The organism is Candidatus Kapaibacterium sp. (assembly GCA_023957315.1).
GTDB lineage: Bacteria > Bacteroidota > Ignavibacteria > Kapaibacteriales > UBA2268 > PGYU01.
Map to the genome: position 1 here is coordinate 72,633 of JAMLHE010000012.1, position 26,334 is coordinate 98,966.

At 38.4% G+C, this 26,334-nt stretch carries 25 protein-coding genes; 14 read left to right on the forward strand and 11 right to left on the reverse strand.

The window, feature by feature from the left end; all coding sequences use genetic code 11:
- Positions 1-8 precede the first annotated feature (8 nt).
- Positions 9-329: an ATP-dependent Clp protease adaptor ClpS gene (locus tag M9949_11840; GenBank protein MCO5252092.1), complete on the forward strand. Its 321-nt coding sequence runs from the start codon at positions 9-11 to the stop codon at positions 327-329.
- 2 nt (positions 330-331) lie between these two features.
- Here the strand turns inward: M9949_11840 and M9949_11845 are convergent, their stop codons facing one another.
- The 10 genes from M9949_11845 to M9949_11890 all read right to left on the reverse strand — a co-directional run bounded on the left by M9949_11845 (position 332) and on the right by M9949_11890 (position 12,104).
- Positions 332-1,087 (reverse strand): hypothetical protein, encoded by a 756-nt coding sequence (locus M9949_11845; GenBank protein MCO5252093.1) that lies wholly within the window; start codon positions 1,085-1,087, stop codon positions 332-334.
- 84 nt (positions 1,088-1,171) lie between these two features.
- Positions 1,172-2,596, reverse strand: coding sequence for a sigma-54 dependent transcriptional regulator (locus M9949_11850; GenBank protein MCO5252094.1), 1,425 nt, complete (start codon positions 2,594-2,596; stop codon positions 1,172-1,174).
- A gap of 83 nt (positions 2,597-2,679) precedes the next feature.
- Positions 2,680-3,780 (reverse strand): ATP-binding protein, encoded by a 1,101-nt coding sequence (locus M9949_11855; GenBank protein ID MCO5252095.1) that lies wholly within the window; start codon positions 3,778-3,780, stop codon positions 2,680-2,682.
- 43 nt (positions 3,781-3,823) lie between these two features.
- Complete coding sequence (locus M9949_11860; protein MCO5252096.1) at positions 3,824-6,022, reverse strand: hypothetical protein; 2,199 nt, start codon at positions 6,020-6,022, stop codon at positions 3,824-3,826.
- A gap of 126 nt (positions 6,023-6,148) precedes the next feature.
- On the reverse strand, positions 6,149-6,310 hold the full coding sequence (locus M9949_11865; protein ID MCO5252097.1) for a hypothetical protein: 162 nt from the start codon (positions 6,308-6,310) through the stop codon (positions 6,149-6,151).
- On the reverse strand, positions 6,297-6,761 hold the full coding sequence (locus M9949_11870; GenBank protein ID MCO5252098.1) for a PIN domain-containing protein: 465 nt from the start codon (positions 6,759-6,761) through the stop codon (positions 6,297-6,299). Before M9949_11870 ends, M9949_11865 begins: the two co-directional genes overlap by 14 nt.
- A 120-nt stretch (positions 6,762-6,881) precedes the next feature.
- Entirely contained in the window at positions 6,882-8,138 is a 1,257-nt protein-coding gene (locus M9949_11875; protein MCO5252099.1) for a T9SS type A sorting domain-containing protein, read from the reverse strand.
- A gap of 200 nt (positions 8,139-8,338) precedes the next feature.
- Positions 8,339-8,836 carry an NADH-quinone oxidoreductase subunit NuoE gene (nuoE, locus tag M9949_11880; protein ID MCO5252100.1) on the reverse strand — a complete coding sequence of 166 codons (498 nt, stop codon included), beginning with the start codon at positions 8,834-8,836 and terminating at the stop codon, positions 8,339-8,341.
- A complete protein-coding gene (locus M9949_11885; GenBank protein MCO5252101.1) occupies positions 8,836-10,596 on the reverse strand; it encodes an NADH-dependent [FeFe] hydrogenase, group A6 in 1,761 nt (586 codons plus the stop codon). The genes nuoE and M9949_11885 overlap by 1 nt, the downstream gene beginning before the upstream one ends.
- A 17-nt stretch (positions 10,597-10,613) precedes the next feature.
- Complete coding sequence (locus tag M9949_11890) at positions 10,614-12,104, reverse strand: 4Fe-4S binding protein (GenBank protein ID MCO5252102.1); 1,491 nt, start codon at positions 12,102-12,104, stop codon at positions 10,614-10,616.
- Positions 12,105-13,093: 989 nt separating this feature from the next.
- Between M9949_11890 and ispF the strand changes: the two genes are divergently transcribed.
- The 4 genes from ispF to M9949_11910 are packed head-to-tail and all read left to right on the forward strand — an operon-like array spanning position 13,094 to position 17,638.
- Positions 13,094-13,570, forward strand: coding sequence for a 2-C-methyl-D-erythritol 2,4-cyclodiphosphate synthase (gene ispF, locus M9949_11895; protein ID MCO5252103.1), 477 nt, complete (start codon positions 13,094-13,096; stop codon positions 13,568-13,570).
- Between the two features lie 6 nt (positions 13,571-13,576).
- Positions 13,577-15,865: an ATP-binding protein gene (locus M9949_11900; protein ID MCO5252104.1), complete on the forward strand. Its 2,289-nt coding sequence runs from the start codon at positions 13,577-13,579 to the stop codon at positions 15,863-15,865.
- On the forward strand, positions 15,849-16,295 hold the full coding sequence (gene ruvX / locus M9949_11905; GenBank protein ID MCO5252105.1) for a Holliday junction resolvase RuvX: 447 nt from the start codon (positions 15,849-15,851) through the stop codon (positions 16,293-16,295). Before M9949_11900 ends, ruvX begins: the two co-directional genes overlap by 17 nt.
- A 2-nt stretch (positions 16,296-16,297) precedes the next feature.
- A complete protein-coding gene (locus tag M9949_11910) occupies positions 16,298-17,638 on the forward strand; it encodes a GWxTD domain-containing protein (GenBank protein ID MCO5252106.1) in 1,341 nt (446 codons plus the stop codon).
- A gap of 2 nt (positions 17,639-17,640) precedes the next feature.
- On the opposite strand, the gene M9949_11915 is transcribed toward M9949_11910, so the two are convergent.
- A complete protein-coding gene (locus M9949_11915) occupies positions 17,641-18,039 on the reverse strand; it encodes a hypothetical protein (protein MCO5252107.1) in 399 nt (132 codons plus the stop codon).
- A 126-nt stretch (positions 18,040-18,165) separates the two neighbouring features.
- Between M9949_11915 and mutL the strand changes: the two genes are divergently transcribed.
- The 9 genes from mutL to M9949_11960 all read left to right on the forward strand — a co-directional run bounded on the left by mutL (position 18,166) and on the right by M9949_11960 (position 26,090).
- Positions 18,166-20,007 carry a DNA mismatch repair endonuclease MutL gene (gene mutL, locus M9949_11920; protein ID MCO5252108.1) on the forward strand — a complete coding sequence of 614 codons (1,842 nt, stop codon included), beginning with the start codon at positions 18,166-18,168 and terminating at the stop codon, positions 20,005-20,007.
- 108 nt (positions 20,008-20,115) lie between these two features.
- Positions 20,116-20,550, forward strand: a complete 435-nt coding sequence (gene rplM, locus M9949_11925; GenBank protein ID MCO5252109.1) for a 50S ribosomal protein L13 — start codon at positions 20,116-20,118, stop codon at positions 20,548-20,550.
- A 20-nt stretch (positions 20,551-20,570) separates the two neighbouring features.
- Positions 20,571-20,960, forward strand: coding sequence for a 30S ribosomal protein S9 (gene rpsI, locus M9949_11930; GenBank protein ID MCO5252110.1), 390 nt, complete (start codon positions 20,571-20,573; stop codon positions 20,958-20,960).
- 163 nt (positions 20,961-21,123) lie between these two features.
- Positions 21,124-22,071, forward strand: coding sequence for a 30S ribosomal protein S2 (rpsB, locus tag M9949_11935; protein ID MCO5252111.1), 948 nt, complete (start codon positions 21,124-21,126; stop codon positions 22,069-22,071).
- Between the two features lie 34 nt (positions 22,072-22,105).
- The gene (gene tsf, locus M9949_11940; protein ID MCO5252112.1) at positions 22,106-22,963 is read left to right on the forward strand and encodes a translation elongation factor Ts; all 858 of its coding nucleotides are present in this window, start codon (positions 22,106-22,108) and stop codon (positions 22,961-22,963) included.
- A 27-nt stretch (positions 22,964-22,990) separates the two neighbouring features.
- Positions 22,991-23,704, forward strand: coding sequence for a UMP kinase (gene pyrH / locus M9949_11945; GenBank protein ID MCO5252113.1), 714 nt, complete (start codon positions 22,991-22,993; stop codon positions 23,702-23,704).
- Between the two features lie 8 nt (positions 23,705-23,712).
- Complete coding sequence (gene frr, locus M9949_11950; GenBank protein MCO5252114.1) at positions 23,713-24,273, forward strand: ribosome recycling factor; 561 nt, start codon at positions 23,713-23,715, stop codon at positions 24,271-24,273.
- 106 nt (positions 24,274-24,379) lie between these two features.
- Positions 24,380-25,285, forward strand: a complete 906-nt coding sequence (locus tag M9949_11955) for an ABC transporter ATP-binding protein (GenBank protein MCO5252115.1) — start codon at positions 24,380-24,382, stop codon at positions 25,283-25,285.
- A complete protein-coding gene (locus M9949_11960; protein MCO5252116.1) occupies positions 25,275-26,090 on the forward strand; it encodes an ABC transporter permease in 816 nt (271 codons plus the stop codon). The genes M9949_11955 and M9949_11960 overlap by 11 nt, the downstream gene beginning before the upstream one ends.
- Positions 26,091-26,334 lie beyond the last annotated feature (244 nt).

Genomic DNA, 26,334 nt, shown 5'->3' on the forward strand with positions numbered 1-26,334 from the left:
AATCAACTATGGAAATTAAATACAAAACATATAGATTCATTTCGGCTTCAAATATGCCTTCGGAGGTAGAAGAAGTCGTTGATGATGTGAATACGGATATTGAGCAACCCGCGAAAGTAATATTGTTCAATGATGAGTGGCACACTTTTGACGAAGTTATCAACCAGATTTTGAAAGCGGTGAAATGTACGCGTGACAAAGCCGAATTGCTTACACTCGAAGTCCACAATACCGGAAAGGCTTGTGTTTTTGAAGGAGAAATGTCTGATTGTCTTTCGGTAAGTTCAATTCTTGAAGAGATTGCTTTGCATACTCAAATCGAGTTTTGATTTTACTCAGTATCGTCCAATAATTTTCTGATATTCAGGCTTGGAACGTTCATCGGGGCGACTGAGCTATGGTCTTTGATGATTTGGGTTTGTTCGGCATCTGTCTTTTCATCATAATCAAATCTGATAAGCGTTTTCTCGCCACATTTGCAATAAACAACGATGTTTTCGATGTCACCCTCGGCAGAGCGAATAATTTCAATCGTCGAACTGTGGGTTTCGTCACCGAACGAGGTATCATCGCTTATCTCGACAAGTTTTTTCCTATCGTTGATATTTTCTTTTGGGATGAATTTTTTATCGAGCCCGTATTTATCCTTGCCGCTTAGCTTGGGTAATTGCAAAAAATCGTGGAAATGCTTGTTTAGATACTCGTTTCTTTCGCTTTGCTGTTCTTCACTTGACTCCTCAAAATCAGCTTTTTTGATTTCCTCTGATTGAATATTCAAATATGTTTCCAATTCTTTGGAACTGATAATTTCCTTTTGCAAGGGCGAATTTTTCTTGATGACATTTGAAGGACTGTCGGGCGGCGTAAAAATATTGTTGACTTTTTTATAAATGCGATGTTGATCATTGATTTTTGCAGATGAACTAAGCATTTCATTTACGTCGGATTTCTCAAAGAGTGGTTCGCTATCGGCTTGTTTGGAATCGTTCTTTTCCAATTCATCAAAAACGAAATTTTCTGATGATGAATCGTTGAATTCGTCATCTAATTCGTAAAAATCTATTTTTTTATCATCGGAAAGTGCCATTTTAATAAACCGTTGTTGATAATTTTCTTGAGACATCTTTTCAAAATCACGAATAATTTTGAAAAATGTTTAAAGAGCATACAGCTATTTTATTTCTTTGCCCGAAATATTGATGCCAAGCTGCTCAATTCTGTACCGCAGCTTCGCTCTTGAGATACCAAGCAACTTAGCCGCCTTAATCTGATTGCCGCCTGTGATTTTGAGTGTTTGAATCAATAAATCCTTCAAAACATTACCCATCGTAACACCGGTTTCCGCAATTTTCAGAAAATGCTCGCCATCGTTAAGATATATTTCGGCTTGATTGGACGAAACTGTAACTGTGTGGTTAATCTTGATGAAACTTAATGATTCCCGCGAGATAATTTCGTTTTGTTCGAGCAATACCACTCTTTCGATTACATTACGAAGCTCTCGGACGTTACCTTTCCAATAATATGTACGAATCAAATTGACGGCATCGGGAGTGAAACCTTTGATGCTTTTGTTGAATTTTTTGTTGAATTCGGTTACAAAAGCAGTTGACAGCCTCATTATGTCTTCACCTCTGTCACGAAGTGGAGGAAGGTGCAAACGTGCAACATTTAACCTATAGAATAAATCTTCACGAAACTTTTCTTCTTCTACAAGCGTTTCCAAATCTTTATTTGTAGATGCAATTACCCGTACATCCACGGAAATTTCTTTCGCTCCGCCAAGTCTGTAGAATCGCCTTTCTTGGAGAACTCTGAGCAACTTCACTTGGAGTTCCAAACTTAGCTCTGCAATTTCGTCCAACATGATAGTACCATGTTGGGCTTGTTCAAATTTTCCGGGTTTAATTTTTTCTGTGGCGCCTGTAAAAGCACCTCTTTCGTAACCGAAGAGTTCATTTTCAGCTAATTCTCTCGGGATAGCACCACAATTTATTGTTACAAAGGGACCTTTTGCTCGTGGGGAATTTTCGTGAATGTATCTCGCCAATAATTCCTTGCCTGTGCCCGTTTCGCCTAAAATCAAGACTGTTGTATCGTCTGTAGCGGAAATAATTTTAGCCATTTCAAGTGCCTTTTTCATCTCGGGTGAATTGCCCAAAATTTCACTTGGCTGCTCTTTTTTCAACTGTTCCGAAAGCAAATTGACTTGTCGTCGTAAATCAAAATTTTTCAAGGAACGTTCGATTGAAACTTCTAATTGCTCCAAATCTAATGGTTTGACTATGAAATCTTCTGCTCCGAGCCTCATGGCACGAACTGCCATTTTAATGTCCGAAAAAGCCGTCATCATAATCACCGGCATATTATAGCCCTGCTTACGGAGTTGCTCCAAAATATCCAGTCCGTTAGCATGACCCAAGAATATATCTAAAAGGACTAAATCCGGCGATAAAAGATGCAACTCATCTAATCCGCGAACGGGGTCGGTAAAAGTTTCTACACGAGAGTATTTGGACGATAAAATGCTCCTTATCGTTGTATTGACTAAAGGGTCATCTTCTATAACTACGATTGTGTAATTTTGTTTCGACAATTGTTTCCTTTGTTTTCATTTCGACTTATCACTCTAAAATATAAAAACAAATTGATATTTCACAATTTTATTTTATTTTATTTTTATTTTCCACGCGGAATTGGCAGTTTTACATAGATAGTTGAGCCTTTGCCCAAGGTGCTTTCAACATCAATTACTCCGCTATGCTGGTGCATTATCCGTTGTGTAATGGGCAAACCGAGCCCTGTACCGTCAGGTTTGCGAGTAAAAAAGGGGTTGAAAATTTTCGGCAAATCTTCCGGCGGTATTCCTGCGCCATTATCGGTTACCGAAATTACTGCATATTCACCATCGCCCTTCCGTGAGCCATGTTCAATATAGGTCCTAATCTGTATCAAACCGTATTGGCTTACTGCGTCTGATGCATTCGTGATTAGATTTATCAATACTTGTTGAATTTGTTTGGCATCAAGCGGGATTTTGGGCATCTTGTCTGCTAATTTCAATTCAATTTTGATTTCTTTGCGTTTCAACACTGAAGCAACAAGTTCCATCGAGGATGCTACAATAGTGTTTATGCTCGAATCCTGAATATCGGGCAAGGCAGGTTTGGAAAAGTTCAGCGTAACTTCTACTATCCGCGCAATTCGTTCAACGCCTTGTAATGCCGTGCTTATGTATTCGTATTCGGGAGTATCGGATTTGGTATTGCGTTTTAGTATTTGCAGATTTAGATTGATTGCAGCCAAAGGATTTCTGATTTCGTGAGTCACACCTGCGGAAAGTTGTCCAAGAAGGACAAGTTTGTCGGCTTGGACAAGTTTATCAGTCAATGCGTGCTGTTCACTAACGTCGCGTGCTATTGCCAAAATTAGTTCTTGATGTTCGTGATTCATGAAGCGGGCACTAACTTCGAGCATTATTGATTTTCCGGCTGAAACGTCAAGTGACATCTCACTTAGCACTATTGGAGAGGATGATTTGTTGAGTAATTTGAAAATGCGTCTAAATTGGGGTAGAATTATACCAAGAATATCCTCTTTGGTCGAATCCAAGAGTTGTGCAGCATAATCATTTGCATCTAAAACGCACCATGTTTCGGGTTGGACAACAAATACAGCATCAGTTGCGTTATCGAAAAAGGATTTGTACCATGAAAGTTGCTTTTCGACTTGGTGATACAATTCCAACAATTCGGATTTTTTCAGTTTATTGATTTCCATATTCTATTTTTAATGATTTTGAAATTTCTAATAGATTTCAGCATCATTCGGGAGGTTCAAATTTAATTACATTAGTTGTATCGGTCGGAGTTTCACCTTCTTCAGTTGGACTTAGCAATTCCATAGGAGACGTAGGCAGTTCGAAGTTTTTGATTACTTCTAAAGGATTTTGGATAAGCCCTTCGGGATTGTTCAAAATGCTCCCCGGGTCTCTCATTATTTGCATCGGGTCTAAGCCTTTGCGTTCCGGTATATCTAATTTTTGAGTAGGACGATTTTGCGGGTCTCTTCCTTTGACGGGCATAGGCACAGGGATTGGGTTTATAGCCTGCCGCTCTTTGAGCGAATCAGGTATTTCTTCACCGCTGCTCAGAACTAATTTATACGATACCCCAAGCCTAACGTCTTCCGCATATTCCGTTAATGGATAGTTGTCTATCAATAATTTGTAATAGTACAATGCCGAATCTGCCAATTCAAAATGCTTCTCGAATATCCAACCGATGGTATATAATGATTTTGGTGCATATTTCGAGCTTGGGTAAAAAGCAAAAACATTTGTAAATTGGTTGATTGCATATTTGAAATCGCGAACTCGCATCAGATTGACACCCGAAGAGTATAAATCTGCAACTGTGTCTATCACAAAGCTGTTTGTGTAACCCAACTGCAATTGTGCGTCTTTGCCGTATTCGGTTAGTGGGTGCGTTTCAACGATGACATCCAATAAGGAATCCGCCCTGAATGGGTCGCTCTCGCGTATTACTCTCGCATATGCATAAAGATACATTGCTGACCTGGACGAACTCAACGGAGCATTTTCAGCAGCATATTGATAATATGTGATGACTGAATCAGGATTGTTTAATTCTTCGTGCACTCTGCCGAGTTTGAAATAATTATCACACAATTCCACTTCTAAGGAATCCGCCGGAACTTTGACAGAATCAGCCGCCGCTTCAGCAGCACTAATTTCTTTTGTCAATCTATTCACTTTGGTATGAGCCAAATCCCAATTATTCATCAATTCGAACATTCTGTCCGCAGTTCTGAATACCGGTGTTCGCTTTACCTTAGCTTTGGCAAAATCTTGGCGAGCTTCTTTCCATTTATTATTATTGTAATTCAACACACCTTTTTCAAAGTGATGCGCTAACATCAATCCATTGCCCTGAAGTAGTGAATCTGCTAATTTTTCGGCTTGTACGAGTGGCATGCTTTCAAAATCAGTCGGTTTAAGAGGTGCCACATAAGTTGAATCATTATCACGCAAATGAGTCGCTACAGCCAATTGTGCAGCCGTGAATGCCTGCCATTCTTCATATTTCCCGTCATTGTATAGTCTATTCAACAAATCGAATGACTCGTCAAATCTACCAAGTCTGGCTAAAGAGCCTGCACGGTATAGGTGAGCTTCAAATCTTTGCAAATAATTTGGACTGAAGTCCGCTACTTTTCGGAATGCTTCTTCCGAACGGACAAAGTCTCCCTTTCTGTAGAGCAAAGCTGCCATATCTAATTGCCAGCGAGCTTTCAGTGCGCCCTCTTCAGATTGGACAATAGCTTGACGATATGGTCTGAGAGCCTTCTCCAAGTCATTGTTCATCAAAGCTAATTCGGCTTCGATTCGGAATGCTTCCGAAAGTATGTCGTATCGCTTCTTTTGCCAAGCAATATCAACGGTTCGGGATAGCATCAAGGCTCCGGCTTCATATTGACGTTGAATATGTAAATTTTTGGAATAAAGCAAATGTGCATCGGGGGAGAGTTCGCCATCTTGGAATTTATCTATCAATTCGCTGCATTTTACTTGCGAATTCAACCAATCCTCTTGATAAAAGAAAGTCTTTGCCATTAGCCATAATGAACCTTCGATATAGCTTCCTCTTGGCTTATGAGCTAATATTTTTGACCCTTTGATTACAATCGAATCAAGTTTGATTCGGACGGGTTGGCGTTGTTGTTTGTTGATTATGAATTCTGTCAAAAAGGGCGGAGGTCCCATCGTATATTCTTCTTGAACGTAGAATTCCGGTTGTGGAACGAATATTCGGGGTTCGATGCGTTTTTTGTCTTCTTGGAAATCAAATTCGTCCTCACATTCCCACATCAACCGCTCCATGTTGTAGAAGGTGTTGTAGTAGGTGGTGAAGTCAGAAAAGTTCGATACCTTAGAGCACGATGCGATTAGAAGCACCATCATTAGTGCAAGAGGTATGTGCAGATATTGACGAATTTTCATGTTTTATTTGTATTCCTGAATAAGAACATTATTCAAATATATTAAAAGCATTACAAATCGAAAAACATTTTCCGATAAATGTATAAACGGATTAAGGAGGAGAATGTTTCTATATGTCCGTTATTATTACTGTCCAATGAGTTTTGTTTTGTTATCGGCAAGTTTTTGTTTGATATAGGCTTTCAATTCGTCAAAAGTCATATTCTGAGTTTCAGAACTAATTTTGGTCCTGATTTCCCTCATCATTTTTACAGCATCAAACTGTTTCTCTTTTTTAGTCGTTTCCATAATTTACTAAGTCTTTAGGGCTTCTAATTTCAATCATTGAATAACCAAGTCGTAAATTCACAGAATTGTAGCCCTTAATTCTGTCAAGATTTACTATATGTTTAAAATTCCAACTTGCTAAAACATCCACTTTATGAATGGTCGCTAAAGCTATATGACGGCAGTCTTCCAAACTTGTTACACCAACTACTTTTTTGTCAATATATGCATCCGCTAGTTTTATAGCTTCTTCGGTCAGTTCCACTCTTTGAAATTTATCTGCCGAGTATTTTAATAGGTGTTCTCTTACTATTTTTGGTGCGTTAATTAATTCAAGGTCAAGTAAGTCGGAAATCACAAAAATAATTTCTTTGTTGTCGAGTCGCTCAAATAGCTTTATGGTCGCCTCTTTGAATTCTTCGTCAAAGTAACCGCCAACTACTGAAGTGTCTATGTATATTCTCTGTTTCATTTGTTTTCTGTCGTGTATTTTTGGGTTTTATTTTATATACCCAAAAATCCTGACCCGATTTCATTGCTTAGAAAAGAAATTTGGCGTCGTGTTTTCCCAAGAAAGAATTAGTTCGTTTTTTTAAATTTTAAAAAAGTTAAGATGAAATTGTTCATAATGCAAGAGATAGTATCCCTTTGGTAACGTAGAAATGTTTATCTCCTGATAGAATTCACCACCTAACATAACTTGTCCAAGAATATTTGTAATCGTAAATTTTCGTTGTCGCATCACAATATCTGAAACTGTTATGATTTCACTTGCAGGATTTGGATAGATGCGAGGGGATATTTCACTTTTTTTTCTGAGTACTTCTTCTACATTTGATGGCAATAGCACTCCACCTTCATTGTAAACTTCAAGAACATATTCATTGCCAGCAGCTTCATTTATATTAATTATCCATTTGTTATTATATTTATCAACTGATATTGAACGAACATCATTGGCTGTTAAGCCCGAATTTGAACTATTCAAGTTTGTCCAATTTTCACCATCGAATCTATATAATCCGCTGTAATAACTTCCTGTCCATATTATATCATTACTGTCAATGGCAAGCGCTACAAATTGGTGGTCAGAAATTTCCGAATTATGCTTATCATAGATAGACCAGACATCCCCATCATAAATAATCAATCCACCTAATGAATCGGATTGTCGAATTCCGGCAACAAACCACTTGTTTCCTTTAGAATCAATATCAATATCCCATGACCAATTGATACTTGTAATACCTGTATTTTCACCGTTATAAGGGGTAAACTCACCATTATTAAACTTGGCAATTATGTATGGGGAATAATGATTTATTACCCAGATTGAACCGTCTTTATCAATCGCCAAACGATAAATATATCCGTTGGTTTCAAGATGTTCAAAATGGTAAACCTCCCAATCAGTACCGTCATATTTTGCAAGTCCTTGTCTTGTAGCACACCAAATATTATTATTATTATCAACGGCTAAATCATAAACTCTGCTATCAGGAAGCCCCGAATTGCTTGAAGTAAAATTTTCAAGATTGCCATTTGAGTATTTGTAAATCCCATTGAATCTGGTTGACATCCAAATATTTTTCTCTTTATCATGTACAATGCCACTTACAGCAGAAATATGTGCTATTGTATCAATTTCTAAGTTTTCTAAATTGATTCTAATAACTCTATTATAGTCCTCAGTCAAATATATACTATTGTCAATTGCTGTAATTTCATCCGGATCCAGTATATCATGAAAATACATCCATTCAGGATTTTGGGACTTCATTTCCGGTGTGAATATAGATAAAAGACTTATCATGAAAATGATACAGATGTTTAGTATGCTTTTTTTCATATAAATACTCCCTAAAAAACTTTATAAAAATGTGGCACAATCCCAAACGGAATTTCCACTGTTCATACACTAAACACTATTCTATTTGTGTAAAGCCCTGTTTTTTAAACATAAATAATTTTTGCAAATCAACCAAATTTAAGCAAAAAAAAGCGGCTGCCCTTTTGGGACAGCCACTTTCACTAATTATAAATCCAAGTTTACACTCTCTCAGCTGCTTTGATTTCGTTCAATATCTGTGATACTTGTTGCGAAACGACGTTGCTGTAAACGCGGTCGTTGATTGTAACTACCGGAGCCAATGCACAAACACCGATACAACGAGTGCCTTCGAGCGAGAATAGCCCGTCTGAGGTTGTTTCGCCCATATCAATACCCAATTCGCTCTTGAAAGATGTCAAGACGCTATCTGCACCTTTGACGAAACATGCTGTCCCCATGCAAACGGAAATGGCAAATTGCCCTCTCGGTTTGAGTCTGAAGTAATGGTAGAATGTTGCAACTCCGTAAACGTTGGCTGTTGGCACTTGCAATAGATGCGCTACTTCGTCCAAATGTATTTCCGACAAGAATCCGTAAATCCCTTGGACTTTGTGCAAAATTGCAATCAAATATGATTCGGGATGTTCTTTGACCAAACATTCGTTGATATAGTCAACGATTTCATCACTTAGCGTATATTTTTTATTTGTACACATTATTTTATCCCCTTCGGCGATTTTTCTGAATAAGTTGTATGTAAAAGTTCGTGTGCAATATGGCTACCGGGCGCTTCTAAGAACTCCTTGTATAGCTCAAGAATTGCAGGGTTCTCGTGTGATTTGCGTAATGTTTTCGCTTCGTCAATCGAATATAGTGCTTGTTGGCGCTTTTTGACAAGGTCTTTATCCAATGGATAAATGAATTTGTTGACATGCGGAATCGGTTGACCGCCACCGTTGACGCATCCACCTGGGCAAGCCATGATTTCAATCAAATGGAATTGCTTTTCGCCCGATTTGACTTTTTCCAAGATTATCTTTGCGTTATTCAATCCGTTTGCCACAGCAACGTTGACCAAAGTTCCCTTAATGTCAATTGTCGCTTCTCGCAAACCTTCAACTGCTCTGACTTCGGTGAATGTTAAGTTTTCGATTGATTCGCCTGTGATTTTTTCGTAAGCTGTACGCAAAGCGGCTTCCATAACGCCGCCTGTTGCTCCGAAAATGTCACCTGCACCGGATGAAGTCCCTAATGGAACATCGAACTCATCTTCGTGCAATTTTACGAAATCAATTCCGTATGCTTTAATCATCCATATTAGCTCGCGAGTGGTTATCACAGCGTCTGTGTATGGGTAACCGTTTGGCGAAAAATGCTCGGGGCGTGTAGCTTCAAACTTTTTGGCTACACATGGCATTACCGCGACTACATAAATGTCTTTCGGGTCTCTATGAGTCTTTTCGGCATAATATGTTTTTGCTAATGTCGAAAGCATTTGCATCGGAGATTTGCAAGATGATACATTTGGCAATAGTTCAGGATAAAAATGTTCTACAAAATTTATCCATCCCGGCGAGCAAGATGTAATCATCGGCAAATTTTCGCCGCTTTTCAATCTTTCCATGAGTTCATGTGATTCTTCAATAATAGTCAAATCCGCTGTGAAATCAGTATCAAATACTGCATCAAATCCTAATCTGCGAAGTGCTGCGACTGTTTTGCCTGTCCAGCTTGTAGAATACGGCATGTCCCAACCCTCGCCGATAGCAGACCTAATAGCCGGTGCAGTCTGAACCACAACAAATTTGCTTGGGTCATTGATTGCTTCCCACACTTTGTCAGTTTCATCGCGCTCGATGAAAGCAGCCGTTGGGCAAACATTGATACATTGTCCGCATTTGATACAAACAGATTCATCCATGGGAGCCATAAAAGCCGGAGACACAACGGTTTTTACGCCTCTAAACATTTGGCTCAAATTATGAACACCTTGAACTTCGGAACATACTCGAACGCATCTTTTGCATAAGATACATTTTTCGGCATCACGAAGCACCGAAACGTTAGAATCATCAAATTTGAATTCTTTTCTCCAACCTTCGAACAAGCGTTCTCGGACACCTAATTTATACGATAAATTTTGTAATTCGCAATTGCCGTCACGTTCGCAAGTCAAGCAATTTTTTGGGTGATTGTCTAATAATAACTCGACCAAATCTCTGCGAGTTTCGCGGAGGCTTGGGCTGTTAGTTGTGATAATCATTCCGTCTTGAAGCTTAGTAGCACAAGCCGGTAAGTGATTATTATAGCCTTCTACATCAACAACGCAAATTCTGCAAGCGCCTTCAGTCGAGAGTACCGGGTGAAAGCACAATCTCGGAACGTGTGAGCCAATACTGTCAGCGGCTTCCATTATGGTTTTGCCTTCTTCAACCGATACCGATAATCCGTCAATAACTGCATTTATATATTTCATTTCATTTTCCTTCTTAATTATATTTTTTGAATAGCATCAAACTTGCATACATTAAAGCATTCGCCGCATTTTATACATTGTGATTGTATGATTTCGTGCACTTGCTTACGTCCACCTGTGATGCAAAGCACCGGGCAACGTCGGGCACACAAAGTACAGCCTGTACATTTATCCGCTATAACGTGATAGCTAATAAGTTTCGAGCATTTTTGTGTTGGGCATCTATGTTCTTTAATATGTATTTCAAATTCTTCACGGAAATTTTCGATAGCACTCAATACGGGATTTGGAGCAGATTGCCCGAGCCCGCAAAGAGATGTTTTCTTAATCATATTTCCGAGACGATACAATTTATCCAAATCTGCCATGACGGCATGTCCTGAGGTAATGCGCTCTAAGATTTCGAGCATTCTAAGCGTACCTTCGCGGCATGGGAGACACTTTCCGCATGATTCATCTTGAGTGAATTCGAGGAAAAATCTTGCAGTTTGAACCATACAGTCAGTATGGTCTAACACTATCATACCACCGGAACCCATCATAGAGCCGACTTCTTTTAGTGATTCATAGTCAATCGGTGTATCAATAAGATGCTCGGGAATACAACCACCTGATGGACCACCGGTTTGAACGGCTTTGAAATCGTTATCGCCAAATACGCCGCCGCCAATATCGAATATTACTTCTCTAAGTGTGGTTCCCATTGGAACTTCAATCAATCCGGTATTCTTAACTTTGCCCGCAAGAGCAAAAACTTTAGTTCCTTTGCTTCCGGCTGTACCGATTCTGTTGAACCATTCAGCGCCATATATAATAATAGGAGGGATATTTGCCCAAGTTTCGACATTGTTAATACAAGTCGGGTGTCCCCATAAGCCCGAAAGTGACGGGTATGGAGGGCGAATTCTCGGTTGACCTCTTAATCCTTCGATTGAGTGAATCAATGCAGTTTCCTCGCCACAAACAAATGCACCTGCACCAAGTCTGATTTCCAAATCGAAATCAAATCCCGAGCCTAAGATGTTTTTACCCAAAAATCCATATTCTCTCGCAATTTTGATTGCATTTTCAATTCTTGCAATTGCAAGCGGATATTCAGCTCTAATATAAAGGTAACCTTTGCTTGCTCCCATGGAAAAAGCACCGATTGTCATACCTTCAATAATCGAGAATGGGTCACCTTCGAGTGCACTTCTATCCATGAATGCTCCCGGGTCGCCTTCGTCAGCATTGCAAATCACATATTTAATCGGGTCTTGCTTCAATGTACGCGTATTGCGCCATTTTGCACCGACCGGAAATCCGCCGCCGCCTCTGCCACGCAGCCCGGATTCCAAAATTTCGGTTATAATCCATTCAGGGTCATTCTTTTCGAGTATTAAGGCAAGTGCCTTATATCCTTGTGCATGGATGTAATCTGTGATATTTTCAGGGTCAATTATGCCGCAATTGCGTAGCGTAATGCGTGATTGCTTGTTAAAAAATGAAACGTCACCGTAGAATTTCATGTATTCTTCGGTCAATTTTTCAGTATGAATGAGGTGTTTCTGGCTGATACTTTTGTCAATGATATGCTCTTTGATTATTTCATCCATTTCATCTACAGTTTCATATCTGTAAATCACATTTTCAGGGAAAACTATCATAATAGCATGTTGGTCATCATCTTCAAATCGAGATAAACCAATATTGCCGCCTTTCAAAACCCTGACGCGTTCATTGCTTATGCCGTGATGTGCTAAGCGTTCTTGGAATAATTCACTTAATTCTAAGTGGTCGGGTCTTTTTTCGTAATTCGTTTCACAAAAGGTTATAATGTGTTCGTAAATTATATTTGTGTTTTTGTCTAACATAAGCGAAACAACCGGAGTACCACCTAATACGTGGCTCTGAAAAATTTCTGCTACCTTGTCAACTGTTACTTGCTTGTACTTTACCGGAAAATTATCAGGTGCAAACACACCAACTATTGGTTCTTGTGAACATCTACCAGTGCATCCTGTTTGTTTGATGACGATATTATCTCTTCCGGAAGCATTGATAAGCTTTTGGAATTCAAATTTTACTGCTTCTGCTCCTGCAGCATTTTCACATGTTGCAGACCCAACTTGAATTACGGTAATACCGGTAGATTTCACATCAGTAGAGGCATAGTCGAGTGTCTCTTTGATTTTGCCATATTTTTTTAGAATTTCAGGCATGTTATCCTCTAATCATAATCTTAATATATTTTTAATAAATTCACGTATAATGATAATAAAATCACATAAAACTAAATATCATACTACAAAAATAGCGAAATGAAGTAATATAAAAAAGCAAAATCGTACAGAAGGAGCTATTTAATGCAGTTTATTGTTACATAAAATTAATATTTGTAGTGACTAAATTGTTGTAATAAAACTTATTCAATTTTATACATTATTATATGTGCCAAAGTCAGGCATTTAAGTTTTTTTATTAGTTTTGCTATTATTATTTTGTTGGAGTTTTCATAATGAAAGTTGGATTTGGTTACGATGTTCACAAACTAGCACCAAACGAATCATTTATACTGGGCGGAATCCCAATCGAGTCCGAAATAGGCACCGTTGCCCATAGTGATGGCGATGTGCTCGCTCATGCTATTATTGATGCAATACTTGGTGCTGCCGGTCTCGGTGATATTGGCGACCATTTCCCCGATACAGACACGAAGTACAAGGATTGCGATAGTATGGAATTACTCGCAAAATGTGTAGAATTGATTCGTACAAAAAATTATGCTATCGGCAACATTGACGCTACTATCAATCTCGAAAAGCCAAAGCTATACTTATATAAAGAAGCTATGAAAAATAGTGTTGCGAAGGTTTGCGAGATTGAACCGGCGAATATAAACATCAAAGCAACAACAAATGAAAAGATGGGTTTCGTTGGGCGAAATGAAGGAATTGCCGTATATTGCGTTTGTTTGATAATCGAACGTAGCTAACTTAAAATGAAGATGTATTACTTTATCATATTTTTGCTTTTATCAGCTAATTCGGTCTATTCAAATGACCGGATTTATCCTTTTAAGCTGGAAATTGGTGAGTTTTACCAATCAAGCGAACTAATTTCAAATGCTAATGGAGATTCAACTTCCGTTACTTTTCAAATCAAGTCTGATTTTGCCGAAGCTGACGAGATGATTTCCGTCTTGAAAAGTGCCGACAAATCTGAGTCACAAAGTATCACTCTCCAAAATCGTAGAATTATGAACAAAAAGTTGCTCGACGAGCATCTTTTTATGCTGACTATCTCCGATTTCCAATTCTCCTTAGTCATTATGAACAGCAATTTGGAATTTAATATTTATCCGATTTTTGATTTGCGAGAGGGCATTCAGTCTCAATTTAATACTGAAATTCTCGGGAAAATTGATGATGATTTGCTTTTTGTTTTTGCAGGGAGATTGTATCGTTTCAATTTGGGTTTAAATTCATTATCAAAAATTGAATCAGAAAGTGAATTCACTCAATCTTTTATATTATCTCCAAATGTACAAAATATTGAAATAGTAGGCGTAGTCAAAGAGCGAAACAGCGCCGATGCTCTTTACATCACCGGCACTGAAATACTTCAGTCGCGAAATAAGTTTGTTTCATTCGACGAAAATTTAGTTCTCAACAATAATCATCACCTTTATTTTATCAGCTCTGAGCATAATTCCAATCAAACTTTCATCCAATCCGTTGCTTTAGAATCTTTTGCGGCACTATCTGCATTTTGGGTGAATACTTCTATGCGGCTGCTAAATTTCAATTTTGATGAAGAGAATCTTCAAGTGACTTACGTTACGAACCAATCGGACAAATATGAATTTGTGATTTCAACAATCAATACCAATAATAATCTTACGGAAATTTCGCGAATCGAATTGCCAAGTTATATGTTATTCCCACGAGCTTTATTGAAAAGCCTTGATTCATATGTAGTACTTTTTGCGAATGGAATTGTAATGATTGATTCTTACGGAAAAATTATTTCAGTTGCCACATTCAATATCAAATTTCCTGAAAACGAGGAACTTCAACTTTATGATTACGGCAATCATTTCATAATTTCATCCAATTCACTATCGGTTGCTTTCAATATTAAAGAAAATAATTTATGGCTGTTCAATCGCGTTGTCGAAGGTGTGAAAGAATATCTTGTCGCTTTTTTGTTCATATTAACATTGATAATATTTGTACAATTATACAGGCATCAGCGCCGACTATTCCGCGAAATGATTGATTTGCCGGGTATCGGATTTATGATTTTTATTGACAAAAATGGCAAATTGGTATTATACAACGCTATGGCAAGGGATATACTTGGCATTACGAAAGCTACGCCTAAGAAAAAATATTTCGAATTCTATTTCAAAAATGAAAGCTATAAAGAGATTTCGAGTTTGCTGAATAGCAGCTTCGAATCTCGAAGCAACCTAACTGAACGCATTAACATCGAAATTGGCGCTGATTCTCGGGAATGGATGTGTAAGACGATTATTTTACGAAATATAGCCGGAAGATTCCGTGGCGTATTTTTCACAGGCGTTGACATCACTGAGCAACTACAACGCAAGAGGATTTCGAATTGGGCGCAAATTGCTCACGATATGCAAACGAATCTTTCGACCATAAAACTGAATGCGGAGCAAATCGAATGTGATGATTTCCCCGATATGGTCAAAAAGAAGACTCGGATTCTGCACCAAGTCAAGCTCTTGATTCATAGAGTTCGTGATATAGTAACTGTGGGTAGAAGCGACAAAGTCGATTACTCGAAGCACGACATAAATGTCATTTGCAACGAAGTTTTGAGCGAGTTCGATGATACAATGTTTCCAAATGTAACAATCGAAAATCACACTCCATCTATCATGTTTTATTGTGATAAAGCAAAAATCATCAGGGCAATTCGCAATGCAATCGAAAATTCTATCAAGGCTACCGATAGCAGAAATGGATTGATACAAATTAATGCAATTCGAATTAATGCAAATGTCGAAATCAGTATCAAAGACAATGGCAAAGGAATGACACCCGAAACTTTAGCAAAAATGATGATTCCATATTTCACCACAGGACGGAAAACAGGCGGAAGTGGCATCGGTACTATGATTATGCAACATGTTGTCGAATTGCATGGTGGAAAGCTCGAAATTAATTCCGAAATTGGAGTCGGGACTGAATGCAAGTTCATTTTCCCGATAATTCCCCCCAAAACATTACTAAAGCTAAATGAAAGAACAGATTAAGCCAAATATTATCGGTCACAGAGTCGCAGCGATTGATTTCGGTTTGAAACGAGTCGGACTTGCATATTGCGACGAACTCCATATCAGCATCACACCTTCGGATACTCTTGATTATACTTCGCCCAAATTTTGGGAGCTTTTGACTTCAAAACTTGCTGAATTGAAAATTAAGCATATTGTAGTTGGTGTTCCTGTTTGGCATACTCAAAATGAAAAATTCAGCAAAAAGTTATCGAACTTCATAAACAAATTGTCACAAAATACTGACTTTGACGTCTCTACGATTGATGAATCTTTTACTTCACAAAGAGCTACAGAAACTATGATTGAAATCGGAAAAAAGAAAAGCACTCGCAGTGAGAAAGGACAAAAAGATAAAATTGCTGCTGCTTTAATTTTACGAGATTTTCTGGATGAATACGGAGCATAATAATGAAACTTATAATAAGCATAATATCAATAATATTTTTATTCCAACTGCATATCAATGCCCAGGGTTTTTCCGATAGGAGCACATACTATTCATACGGTACGAAAATGTATGCTGAATCATTCTATCAACCTATCGCAGGCAATGATTCGATTGAAATAACATTGATGTTCAAAATCGTTCATCATACTCTTAGCTTCGTCAAAGCAACTGAGAGCGATAGAGAGAATCAATTTTCTGCTACTCCTTCAATTGAAATAATCATGAAGGATTCTGATGGTATTATCAGAAACAGAATCCGATGGAAAGATACCATATATGTAAATCGTTATGAGGATACCGAATCGAAGGATAAATTTGCTGTCGGCTTTGTGCTATTCAACATGATGCCCGGAATTTATAACACTCAGATTACATTATTAGATGCCTATGACAAAAAAACTCATGCAGTTGATTTAACATTGAATCCTGAAGACTTTTCAAGAAAACCACTGATTTCTAAACCCGTATTTGTTACTAAAAATCCCGGAATTAGTGAGTTCATCTATTCTCCCTTCATTTTGGGTGGCAACGTTGCCTTCTCTGCTGATAATTCTACTATTTTGATACCATTATCCTATGCAAATGAATTCGACAGCTTCAATTTTATTCTCCAAAGTAAGGCTGATTCGGAAATGCTTTATAATGTTGATGATTTCAAATTGAGTGGTAGAATGGAATTGATTCAGTCTGACGGGCTTGTCATAAACGAAGAACCAATTTTCATTAGAGTAGCAGGATTTACCGAAAAAATGTTCGATTTGAATTATGGAATGTTGCGACTTGAATTGCCCGAACAGTCCTTATTGCCGGGTGATTATACCTTAGCAGTTTATAAAGATGGTTCTCGTGATACTTCACAAATTGAGTTTAAGGTGCTTTGGCATGATATGCCCTTAGCATTGCGCGATTTGGACTATGCCATAAATTCGACATTTTATTTGTTGAATGATGAAGATTTTGAAGCCATGAAATCCGGAAATAAGGAGGAAAAGCGGAGAAAATTCCTCGAATTTTGGAAATTGAAAGACCCGACACCACTGACACCATACAATGAGGCTTTGACGCAATACTTTAGCAGAGTTGATTTCGCATTTTTCAATTTCCAAACTATAACACAACGAGACGGCTCCAAAACCGATAAAGGCAAAATTTATATATTATTTGGTGCACCCGACAATATCAAAAAGGAACTGATAAATGCCAAAAGCTTCGATGTTTGGCGATATACAGCTTTGAATAAGACTTTTTATTTCGAGTCCCAACCGAAAGGCATTTTCAAATTGACGAAAATCGTAGAGTAATTTTAGTATGGTTCCCAGCTTTCACCTTCGCAAGGAATGTAGTCTTTGCTCACGTGTTCATCATAAATATTGCAACTTTGGGCTCCTTTGTTGAAGTGTTTACACGAGCCACAAAGCGTTTCTTCGGCGAAATTTTCGATTCGTTTAGCATATTTCTCATATTGACGGTATGCCGGAAAGGCTACAAATGCCCAAATGAAAAACAGAGAAACCCACCAATAGTCGTTGCCTCTGATAGAATCCATCAAAAAGAAGAAAGCAATCAATACTATTGTCGCACGTAGCAGCACACCCCAAACTATAGAGCCTGTGGTTATTATTGGTGCTCTTGAGTTGCTGTCTTCGTCAGAACCTTCTCTGAACATTAAGACATCAACTGTTTTATCATATATACTTTTCATATTATTCTCTTTTAATAAAATATGACGATTTTGGGAACTATTGTTTTAATTTGTTATTAACCTGATATTTGCAAAAAGTGGAAGACTTGTGGAAAACGATATTGTAATTATAGGTAAATTTAAAGGTTGGAAAATTACATAAAAATATTACCGGATTTCATTGCCAACCAAATTGCGGCAGGTGAAGTCGTTCAACGACCCGAATCTGTAGTCAAGGAATTGGTCGAAAACTCTATTGATGCAGGTGCTGATAGTATCGGTATATTTGTCAAGAATGCCGGAAAATCACTCATCCATATTATTGACAATGGCAGAGGAATGTCCGAAACAGATCTCGCCTTGAGTGTTCGCCGCCATGCTACAAGCAAAATTCTATCAGTCAGCGATTTGGACGAAATACGCACATTCGGGTTTAGGGGAGAGGCACTCGCTTCGATTTGCTCGGTTTCTCATGTAGAAATCAAAACTAAGCGTGAAATTGACAAATTCGGCTACAAACTCATTGCCGAACCGAATTCCGAAATAGTAATCGAACCTGTGAATTGCGACAAAGGCACTCAGATTATAGTCCGGAACCTGTTTTTCAATGTTCCCGCTCGACGCAAATTTTTGAAATCAAATCTCACTGAATTCAGGCATATTTCCGATACTATTACGAAAATCGCTTTAGCTTACCCCGAAATTCGATTCACTTTTTATGACGATGATAATTTGATTTTCGATTCTCCCAAGCAAGGCGATATCGAGCGAATTGCGCAGATATTGGGTGAACACTATGCCGCCGAAGTTATTCCACTCAATTTCAAAAACGATTATATCAGCTTTGAAGGGCATATCGGCAAGCCATCACTATCTCGGCAAAATCGCTCGGGACAATTTCTATATCTAAATCGCCGACCAATATTTTCGCCATCACTCAATCATGCAGTGTTTTCTGCATATGAACATCTGCTTGAAAAAAATCAAAAGCCGCTCTTCATCATTAATATGACGATTGATTTTTCGAGAGTCGATGTCAACGTCCACCCACAGAAGCATGAAGTCAAATTTGAAGATGAGCGATACATATATAATTTATTGATGAATTCTGTGGCAAACACATTGTCCGATAATGATTTAGCACCAGTATTTGTGCCGGACCTTGTGGCTTCACATTCACCTTTTATCAGTACCTCAGACTCTGAAAAAGGTGCGAAAATATTGGTGAATACAGTTACCGGAGAAATAATAGAAAATCATAATCGGCAGTATCATGATTTCCCGGCAAGGAAGGATTTCGTGTCTCACGGCTCAATTTCCGGCTCAAATTGGCGTTCTGCGTACGATGAAATTTTCGAGCGAAAAAACGGAGATAGTGTACTACAATTGGATTTAAATGCAAATTCGGAACAAAAATCCTTCGGCAAAACTATGCAAATTGACGGAAAATTCATCTTGGCTGACTTCAATGGCGGCTTGTTCATCTTAGACCAATCTCGTGCATCACGAAAAGTCATCTTTGAAAAAATCCGGAAAGCTGCTTCAAATTCCGCTTCACGTGCAGTACAAATACTAATTTTCCCGCTTGTTGTCTCGCTCACTCCCATAGAAATGGGCATTGTAAGCAAAATCCGAAAGGATTTGAACACTATCGGATTTGAATTTGATATAGAAGGCGACATACTTAGCATCAATTCAGTACCGCAATACATAGTTCAAGGCAGAGAATCTATCATCTTTAAAGAGCTAATCCACGAACTAACAGAAGAAAAAAGCCTCAGTTCTGATAAACAATTCGAACAAGTCCTGATAAAGTTTGCAAAAAAATCTGCAATTTCGTATAATACTATACTTAGCGAATCAGAGCAAACGCAATTGGTCTCGGATTTGCTGAATTGCGAAAACCCGCTATTCACCGCTGACGGTCTCAAAATTGGCATTATAATAAAAAGCGAAGATATACTTCATAAGCTCTTTGAAATATATTAGTCAATCATTGTTGAAAAATAATTTTTGTCAGTTCAACTAATATTATTATTTTTGTAAACTGTATTGATTGTGATTTATTTGGAGATTTAAGTGGTACCTTCAGCAAAAATGACGAAGTCGTTACGTAAAGAAGACGTAACAAGAGATTGGTGGGTAATTGACGCATCCGAGCAAACTGTCGGTAGGTTATCTACACAAGTTGCAATTTTATTGCGCGGCAAACATAAGGCAACATTCACCCCTCATGTAGATAATGGTGATTTCGTCGTTATTTTAAATGCAGAGAAGATAATGTTGCAGGGTAAACGCCCGGAGCAAAAAACTTACTTTAGGCATTCGGGCTATCCGGGTGGTGTGAGATTGGACACTTTCAAAGATGTAATGAATACAAAACCTGAAAGAGTTCTCGAACATTCCATCAAAGGTATGTTGCCCAAAAATAGACTTGGCAGACAGATTATCAAGAAATTGAAAATCTATGTCGGTAATGAGCATCCGCACGAAGCTCAAAAGCCAAGAAATTTAGAATTGAAATATAAATAGTAATAGAGGGATAATAATTTATGAAAGCACTCACAGCAACCGGAAGAAGAAAAACATCCGTAGCGCAGGTTAGAATGGTTACTCCCGGAACAGGAAAAGTTTCTGTGAATAAGCGAGAATTCGACACTTATTTCCCGGTTGACCTAAATAGAATTGAAGCAGTTAAACCGTTCATGGTAACAGGCACCGAAGGCAAATTTGACGTTAGCGTCACTGTCCGCGGTGGTGGTATCTCCGGTCAAACAGGAGCTATCCAACTCGGTATAGCAAGAGCATTGGTCGAATACGACGAAGAAATGCGTTCGCCACTCCGCCAAGCCGGTCTCATGACTCGTGACCCGAGAATGGTTGAACGTAAAAAATACGGTCAGAAAAAAGCTCGTAAACGCTTCCAATTCTCTAAACGTTAAGACAATTTCAACAATTTCCCGCTGTTATGCGGGTTTTTGTTAATCAGATTTTTAAGATAGAATATAATTAATCATGTCGTTGGACTTGTTAGGTGTGGCAAATGCTGAATAACAGGGATGAAAGCGACAGAAGTACAACACTCATATATTTTGGAGTTCATTAATGGAACATTCAGTATCAATCGAACAACTCCTCGAATCTGGAGCGCATTTTGGTCATCTTACCCGTCGTTGGAACCCTAAGATGGCTCAATTCATTTTTACCGAACGCAACGGTATTCACATCATTGACTTGCGTAAAACTCAAGTGCTTTTAGATTTAGCTCGTCAAGCAATTTACGACATCACTTCACGTGGTCGTTCGGTGCTTTTCATCGGAACTAAACAACAAGCCAAACTTGCTATCGAAGAATCAGCTAACAAAGCCGAAATCAACTACGTTTCCGAAAGATGGTTGGGCGGTATGTTGACTAACTTCACCACTATCAGAAAAAGCATCAAACGCCTAAATACCATTGACAAGATGGAAACTGACGGCACATTTGAAAAAATCACCAAAAAAGAAAGATTACTTCTCGGTCGCGAACGCGACAGACTTCGCAAAGTCTTTGGCGGTATCGAATCTATGACAAAACTCCCCGGAGCATTGTTCGTTGTTGATACTAAGAAAGAACACTTGGCGATTAAAGAAGCAAAAATCTTAGGTATTCCCGTAATCGGAATCGTTGACACTAATGTTGACCCCGAAGAAGTAGAATACCCAATTCCGGCAAACGACGATTCAATCAAGACTGTAGAACTCGTTGCTGGTATATTAGCTGATGCAATTATCGAAGGCTCGCGCATTGCCAAAGTTAAAATGGCAGAACTTGCTGCTGACGGCGAAAGAATTGACAAAGAAACTGAAGTTGACACCGAAGACGATCCAAAGGTAAGACGTAAATTAAGAGAAAGAAGACCACCGGCTCGTACTGGACAAGCAACTCCAAGATATAACGCTCCGCAAAAACAGGCTTCAGACGCTCCGGCTGTTAACGCTCCACAGAAACCAGCTTCAGAAGCTCCGGTAGCTAACGCTAACCAATCTGACGCTGCAACAACTGAAAATTAATATTTTGTTAAAATAATTGAGATAATTTAAAATCATGGCAGAAATTTCAGCTCTTATGGTTAAAGACCTTCGCGATAAAACAGGCGCAGGTATGGCTGATTGCAAAAAAGCATTGGTCGAAGCAGATGGCGATATCACGATTGCTATCGAAGTTCTTAGAAAAAGAGGAGCGGCTTCGGCTGCTAAACGTGCAGACAAAATTGCTAACGAAGGTATGATTGTTGCTATTTCCAAAAATGACAACAAAAACGCTGTTATGGTCGAAGTGAATTGCGAAACCGACTTCGTTGCCAGAAATCAAGAATTTGACGATTTTGTAAATATAGTAGCTAATGCTTTACTTAATAACAATATTACAAATGTTGATGATTTGATGAAAGTCAGCGTAGATGGCGATTCTGTCGAAGGACTTTACAATAGTATTTTGTCTAAATTCAGCGAAAAAATTGAAATCAGAAAATTTGAACATTGGACTTCAGAAGGCTTCATTTCTACATATATTCATGCCGGAAACAAGCTCGCAGTCTTATTAGACGTTGCAATCGCAAATGTCAATGACAAAGCTGTAGCTTCAATTCGCGACATTGCAATGCAAATTGCAGCGATGAATCCTCAGTTCATTGACAGAAGCCAAGTTGACCAATCGACATTGGAAAAAGAACTCGAAATCTACAAGCAACAAGCAATTGATTCGGGCAAAAAACCTGAAATCGCCGAAAAAATTGCACAAGGCAAACTCGATAAATTCTTTACTGAAAATTGTCTTATCGAACAAGCTTTCGTCAAAGACGGCAGCATTTCGGTAAACGACGTAATCAAACAAATTTCCGAACTCACAGGCTCAGAAGTTAAAATCAATCGTTTTGCAAGATACGCACTCGGCGAATCCTAATCAATAAAAAAAAGAACAATACAAATGATAGCTTTCAGTAGAATACTTCTTAAATTGAGCGGCGAAGCCTTGATGGGCGAACGCCAATTCGGAATTGACCCGACAGTGCTAAAAGTATTTGCCGCAGAAATTGCCGAAATCTATAATTTGGGAGTTCAAATTGGTATCGTAATCGGTGGCGGGAACATCTTCAGAGGTGTTCAAGCCGCCGCTCACGGCATCCACAAAGTTTCCGGTGACCAAATGGGTATGCTGGCGACTGTCATTAATTCCATAGCATTCCAAAATGCTCTCGAAGAGTTGGGTGTCCAAACTCGTCTGCAGACTGCAATCAAAATGGAACAAATTGCCGAACCGCTCATCAGACGTCGCGCCATTCGCCACCTCGAGAAAAATCGAGTAGTGCTTTTCGGTGCCGGTACAGGCAATCCTTACTTTACAACTGATACTGCCGCTGTGTTACGTGCTATCGAAATCGAAGCACAAGTCATAATCAAAGCAACTCGAGTGGACGGTGTTTACGACAGCGACCCCGAGAAAAACCCAAATGCTGTAAAATTTGACGAAATTACATACCGCGAAGTTATAGAAAAAGACCTTAGAGTCATGGACCACACAGCAATCACACTATGCCACGAAAATCATCTGCCCATGTCAGTCATCAATATCAACCAGCGTGGTAATTTGAAAAGGCTGATTCAGGGCGAATTAATAGGTACATTAGTCAGAGATAAACAATAGAGGTCAAAATGTTTAACCAAGAATTAGTAGAAGAAATTAAAGCCAATATGATTAAATCTGTAGATTTTTTCAAACAACAATTGGCAAAAGTCCGCACAGGCAGAGCATCGTCATCATTGATTGATGGCGTAACTGTTGACTATTACGGCACTCCAACGCCTGTGTCACAAGTGGGTGGCGTATCGGCTCCCGATGCCCGAACCATACTCATTCAGCCATACGACCGCTCAATCATCCAAGATATTGAAAAAGCGATTCGCTCAGCTGACCTCGGATTCAACCCGCAAAACGACGGCACAGTCATTCGTATTCCGGTACCGCCACTGACAGAACAACGCAGAAAAGACTTCGTCAAGATGTGCAAAAAGTACGCCGAAGAAGCTCGTGTAGCAATCCGCAGCGTTCGTCGCGACGGAATTGATGCACTCAAGAAAGCCGAAAAGGACAAAATTGTCACCGAAGACGACCGCAAACGCGGCGAAGAGGAAATTCAAAAACACACCGACGAATACGTCAAAAGTGTTGATGTACTGCTCGAAGTCAAAGAAAAAGAATTGATGGAAGATTAAACTCTTTCGGACAGAAAAAAAAATCGGGGCTGTTTCATAATGATTCAGCTCCTTTGTTTTAAATATGTAAATTGATGATTATTGTTAGAAAATTATACTTCTAAAAATGGAAAAATCGAAAGCAATTGAAACAATCAGCCTGAGTAAAAATTACGGCAAAACAATCGGAATTAAAAATTTGGATTTAACAGTCGAGCGTGGTGAAATCTTCGGATTTATCGGTCCCAATGGTGCAGGCAAATCAACTACAATCAGATTATTATTCAATCTCATTTTCCCCGATTCCGGCACCGGGAAAGTTCTCGGTTATGATATACTCAAACAGTCTAAAGAAATCAAATTCAAAACCGGATATTTGCCTGCCGAAGTAAATTACTACTACAAAATGACTGTGAAAGAACTCCTCGAATACTCCCAAAGATTCTACGGAGTAAATGATAGCAAAAGATTAAATGAACTCGCTGACGATTTGGACCTCAAGACAAATCTGAAAATCAGAGACTTATCATTAGGCAACAAAAAAAAGGTATCATTAATTCAATCACTGCTTCATAAGCCGGAACTATTGATTTTAGACGAACCGACAAGCGGACTTGACCCATTAATCCAATCAAAAGTTTTTGAATTATTCAAAAAGGAAAATGAGCGAGGATGCACCATATTTTTCTCTTCTCATGTCTTGAATGATGTGCAGAAAATTTGCTCAAGAGTCGCAATTATTCAAAAAGGTTCGATAATTAAATTGGAAAGCATTGATGCATTACGCAAAAAAATGCTCAAAAAAATATCCGTTTCCTTGTCCGATAATCAAAATATTAATCCGGATTTACCCGCGATTGTTGATTTTAAAAGAGTTAATAATCATATGAATTTTTTATTTAATGGCGATATGAACGAATTGATTAGCTATCTCGCCAATCTCAAAATCGAAAATATAAGTATCGAAGAGCCCACTTTAGAAGAAATATTTCTACATTATTACCAAAATGCGGAGTCCGGCAATGAATTATAATCTATTCAAAATGGAATTATATCGTTACAAAAACTCTATGTTAATATGGTTAACACTCATTTGCGGGTTAATAGTACTCAATATGGCATTATTCGAAATCTTTTTGGCAGAAGGTATTCTCAAAAATATTGAACCGCTTTTGAATCAACCCTTTTTGGCGCCTATGCTCAAAGGCTTCGGGCTGGAAATTGAGAAGCTCTCCAACATATTAGGATTCTATGTCATAAGAAATAGCCCGCTGATTATTTTACTAACGGGAATGTTTTCCATACTCACGTCAATATCCTTATTTGCAAATGAAGAATTTGAAAAAACAGCAGAGTTTCTATACACGCGTCCCATGACTCGCACCGAAATATTCGGAGCCAAAGTTCTCGCCTGCATAACTCTTATATTTATAATGAATACTGTGGCAGTATTGACCGGATTTGTAAGTATGGAAGTCTTCAAAACCGATGATTACGAAAAAACTCCTTTTTTTATCCATTCAATCTACGGATTTTTGACATCACTTACATTTGCTTCAATCGGATTTGTTATTTCCGCAGTGGCTAAACGTGGACGGGGATTGTTCGCATTGTCGGTAGCAATTGTAATGGGAACATACTTTTTGGATTTGATTTCCAAAGTATCCGAATCAACAGCCTATATTGGATTCATAAGCCCATTCAATTATGTTGACAACGATGTTTTAGTCCCCGATTATACACTAAATATGCTCTACACAGGCATTTTTGTTGCCACAATCCTAATTCTAACACTCTTTTCCTACCTATATTTTCTGAAGAAAGACATTCTGAATTGATAGATGGGTTTATGATTTCATTGGTTTTTGTATGGACAGAACAGCGTTCTGTCCATATTGTTTGAAATTTGTTTGGTTTTTGTAGGGACAGAACATCGTTCTGTCCATTTTTGTATTAAATTTCATTGTTTTTTGTAGGTACAGAAGAGCGTTCTGCCCATTTTTGTATCAAATTTCATTGTTATTTGTAGGGACAGAAGAGCGTTCTGCCCATTTTTGTATCAAATTTCATTGTTATTTGTAG